Origin of the sequence: Rhodococcus sp. NPDC057014, from assembly GCF_042673295.1 — a bacterium.
GTDB lineage: Bacteria > Actinomycetota > Actinomycetes > Mycobacteriales > Mycobacteriaceae > Rhodococcus_F.
The window spans coordinates 1-4,056 of the sequence record NZ_JBHUSF010000503.1 but is presented as its reverse complement, the minus strand read 5'-3'; the positions used below and the strand labels follow the sequence as shown (position 1 = coordinate 4,056).

Annotated in this window: 5 protein-coding genes; 1 reads left to right on the top strand and 4 read right to left on the bottom strand. The window is 66.0% G+C overall.

What is annotated here, in order from left to right:
* Together ACFTZB_RS43775 and ACFTZB_RS43770 are read right to left on the bottom strand one after the other, a co-directional pair.
* On the bottom strand, nucleotides 1-903 hold a 903-nt coding region (locus ACFTZB_RS43775; RefSeq protein WP_378441975.1), incomplete at its 3' end, for an acyl-CoA dehydrogenase family protein.
* Between the two features lie 10 nt (nucleotides 904-913).
* Complete coding sequence (locus ACFTZB_RS43770; RefSeq protein WP_378441973.1) at nucleotides 914-2,416, bottom strand: CoA-acylating methylmalonate-semialdehyde dehydrogenase; 1,503 nt, start codon at nucleotides 2,414-2,416, stop codon at nucleotides 914-916.
* Between the two features lie 96 nt (nucleotides 2,417-2,512).
* On the opposite strand from ACFTZB_RS43770, the gene ACFTZB_RS43765 reads away from it, so the two are divergent.
* On the top strand, nucleotides 2,513-2,986 hold the full coding sequence (locus ACFTZB_RS43765; protein ID WP_378441971.1) for a nucleotidyltransferase family protein: 474 nt from the start codon (nucleotides 2,513-2,515) through the stop codon (nucleotides 2,984-2,986).
* 4 nt (nucleotides 2,987-2,990) lie between these two features.
* On the opposite strand, the gene ACFTZB_RS43760 is transcribed toward ACFTZB_RS43765, so the two are convergent.
* Nucleotides 2,991-3,482 (bottom strand): pyridoxamine 5'-phosphate oxidase family protein, encoded by a 492-nt coding sequence (locus tag ACFTZB_RS43760; protein ID WP_378441969.1) that lies wholly within the window; start codon nucleotides 3,480-3,482, stop codon nucleotides 2,991-2,993.
* Between the two features lie 36 nt (nucleotides 3,483-3,518).
* On the bottom strand, nucleotides 3,519-4,056 hold a 538-nt coding region (locus ACFTZB_RS43755; protein WP_378441967.1), incomplete at its 5' end, for an HNH endonuclease signature motif containing protein.

Genomic DNA, 4,056 nt, shown 5'->3' with positions numbered 1-4,056 from the left:
GGCCGCCGCCCGCCACAGCAGGGTCCGGGCGGCCTCGAGGTCGGTGCGCATGTCCGCGAGCTGGAACTGCAACGCCTGCGAGTCGAGCAACGACGACCCGAACGCCTTCCGGTCCGCCAGATACGCGACGGCCCGCTCCAGCGCGGTCTGCGCCCCACCGACCGAGCACGCGGCGATGTTGAGCCGGCCCCCGTTCAGGCCGGCCATCGCGATCCGGAACCCACCACCCTCGTCGCCGAGCAGGTTTGCCGCCGGCACCCGCACGTCCTCGAAGATCACCTGCCGGGTCGGTTGGGCGTTCCAGCCCATCTTCACCTCGTTCGGCCCGAACGACAGCCCGACCGCACCCTTCGGGACGATGAACGCCGAAATCCCGCGCGGCCCGCTCTCGCCGGTGCGGGCCATCACCACATACACCTCCGAGGTCCCGGCCCCGGAGATGAACTGCTTGACCCCGTTGAGGACGTAGTCGTCGCCGTCGCGGACCGCCCGGGTGCTCAACGCCGCCGCATCCGAGCCGGCACCCGGCTCGGTCAGGCAGTAGCTGCCCAGCTGATCCATCGCACACAGTCCCGGCACCCAGGTGTGCCGCTGCTCGTCGGTGCCGAACTTGTCGATCATCCAGGTGACCATGTTGTGGATGGAGATGTAGGCGGCGATCGACGGGCAGCCCTTCGCCAGCTGCTCGAAGATGCGGGCCGCATCGACCCGGGTCAGCTCGGAGCCGCCCACGTCCTCGCGGACGTAGATCCCGCCCATCCCCAACGACGCCGCCTTCCGCAGCACATCGACCGGGAAATGCTTGGCCTGATCCCACTCCACCGCATGCGGCGCCAAATGCTCGGCCGCGAAATCACGGGCCGTGTCACTGATCGCCCGCTCGTCATCGGTCAAGGTGAACATGGAGTTCCGTTCAGTTCATGGTGGGGATGACGAAGTGGTTGGTCTGTTCCTTCTTGCCGGAGGGCCAACGTTGCGTCACGGTCTTGGTCTTGGTGTAGAAGCGGAAGGAGTCGGGACCGTGCTGGTTCAGGTCGCCGAAGCCGGAGCGCTTCCAGCCGCCGAACGTGTGGTACGCGATCGGCACGGGGATCGGCACGTTGACGCCGACCATGCCGACGTTGACGCGGTTCGTGAAGTCGCGGGCCGTGTCGCCGTCGCGGGTGAAGATGGCGACGCCGTTGCCGTACTCGTGTTCGGTGGGCAGGCGGAGCGCCTCCTCGTAGTCCGCGGCGCGGGCGACCAGCAGGACGGGTCCGAAGATCTCTTCCTTGTAGACACGCATGTCGGTGGTGACCTTGTCGAACAGGGTCGCGCCGGCGAAGAAGCCGTTCTCGTGGCCCTCGAGGGTGAAGCCGCGGCCGTCGATCACGGCCTCCGCGCCTTCGTCGATGCCGATCTGGATGTAACTGTTCACCCGCTCGACGGCGTCCTTGCTGACCAGCGGTCCGAAGTCGGCGGACTCGTCGTCGCTGCGGCCGATCGTGAGCTTGCCGACCCGTTCGGTCAGCTTCGCGACGAGCGCATCCGCCGTCTCCTCACCCACCGGCACGGCGACGGAGATGGCCATGCATCGCTCACCCGCGGAGCCGTAACCTGCGCCGATGAGGGCGTCGGCAACCTCGTCGAGGTCGGCGTCGGGCATGATGATCGCGTGGTTCTTCGCGCCACCGAAGCACTGGGCGCGCTTGCCGTGGGCCGCGGCGGTCTCGTAGATGTACTGCGCGATCGGAGTGGACCCGACGAACCCGACCGCCTTGACGCGGTCGTCGGTGAGCAGGACGTCCACCACTTCCTTGTCACCGTTGACCACGTTGAACACACCCGCGGGCAGCCCGGCCTCGAGGAACAGTTCGGCCAGGCGCAGCGGCACCGAGGGGTCGCGCTCGGACGGCTTGAGGATGAAGGCGTTGCCGGCGGCCAGCGCGGGACCGGCCTTCCACAGCGGGATCATGGCCGGGAAGTTGAAGGGCGTGATGCCGGCGACGACGCCGAGCGGCTGACGCATGGAGTACACGTCGATCCCGGTTCCGGCGGATTCCGTGTACTCGCCCTTGAGCAGGTGCGGGGCACCGAGGGCGAACTCGATGACCTCGAGGCCGCGCTGGATGTCGCCCTTCGCGTCGGGGATCGTCTTGCCGTGCTCGGACGACAGGAGGCGCGCCAGCGAATCCATCTCCTCCTGCACGAGCTGGAGGAACTTCATCAGGACGCGCGCCCGCTTCTGCGGGTTGAACAGCGCCCATTCACGCTGAGCTTCCACCGCATTCGCGATGATCGCCTCCGTCTCGGCCTTGTCGGCGAGAGGCACACGCGCCTGCACCTCACCGGTGTTGGGGTCGTAGACGTCGCCGAACTTGTTGGAGGCACCGGGGACGCGCTTGCCGCCGACGAAGTGGGATAGCTCTTGAACCATTGTGCGGACCCGTTCCTTGTTCGATGATGAGGGAGTTCCGAATATGTGCTCATCCTATAGTTGGATGTCCATGTATGTCCACCATATGATCGGAACATGCCGATTCACTCTCCCGAGGAGCTGAACTTCCTCCGCATCCTGCGGACCAACCCGTACATCACCACGATCCTGGATCGTGCACCTCGACTCGGCCTCACCGAGTGGTACCTCACCGCGGGCGCCGTGTTCCAGACCGTGTGGAACCACATCGACGACCTCGACGTGCGCGTCGAGGTCAGAAACGAAGCGCGGGTCCATCTTTGGTACGAAGACCACTTCGGCGCGCCCGCAATACCCTTCACCGACTGCAAGGACGCCATCGACCACTTCGCCTCCACCACCTGCTGCTACGGAATCCGGAGAAACACCACCGGAGACGTCGAGATCTACGCTCCCCACGGGTTCACCGACCTGTACGACATGGTTCTGCGACCGAATCCCGTCCTCGCTCCACGGGAGGTGTACGAATCCAAAGCTGCCCGGTGGCAGAAGGAATGGCCCCGTTTGACCGTGGTGCCGTGGCCGGCGTGAGCAGTCAGTGCTTTCGCACGACGTGCTCGGGCTCGCCCGGTTTCCAGATGGTGATGTCCATGTGGCCGTCGCCGACCTCCACCGCCGAGCCGCCGATCAGGTCGGCTCGGTAGCAGTGATCGAATTCCTGCCCGCGGATGTCGAACCCGGTCTCGTCGAACAGTGCCTGCGCGAAACGCTGATGCAAATCCTTGTCCTGGACGTCGTCGACAACACCCCACAGTTTCGCGTCACCTTCCTTCACCTCGCTGTCGACGGTCGCCGTGTGCAGGCAGAAACGCGGATCGCGAGCCAGATCCTGGAACTTCGTCGTGTTCGGCATTCCGGCGATCCACAACTGATTCTCGAAGAACCTCGGCTCCACCGGGCTGATCCGCGGAAATCCGTCCGAGCGCAGCGTGCCGAGCATGCACAGGTTCTTGGTCGCCGCGTGCCTGCGGGAGAAGATAGCGGCAATCCGCGGAGCAGCGTCGGCGAACTCATTCCAGCTGGCCATGCACTCGACCCTACGACGATTTCCGTCACCGCACGGTCAAGACGCACGCAATTGTGCGATGAGGATCGCCTCGATCTCCGACCGCCGCGCCGCGGACGGCAATCGTGGGGCCACAGACCGGTAATGGTGACCCGTCGGGGCGCGGAGATCGAGAACGTGACGGCGATCGGGCCGACGCACGGGGCGGGCCGTCCAGCCGTCGCCTTCCTTCGCGTAATTGCAGGCCGCGCACAACCCGGCACCGTTATGTGCGGTGGTGGCACCCTTGTTGCGGCGCGAGAGAATGTGATCATGATGGCGGATCGGCGCATCACACCACGGCGTCCGGCACGTCCGGTCCCGCAGGTCGATCAGCTTCGCGAGACCCTTCGGAAACGTCCGGGACTGCGACGCCATCGCCGTCAACGCCCCCGACACCGGGCACGAGTAGATCAACCGCAACGCGACCTCCGCCTCCCCGTCGAGTGCGTCCACCACCGGTTTCCGGGCGATCCCCGCCGGCACCGGCCCGAACCCCTGAAGCTGCGCCGCCTCACCCTCACCCGCCAACAGGGTCTCGTCGGAGATCACCAGA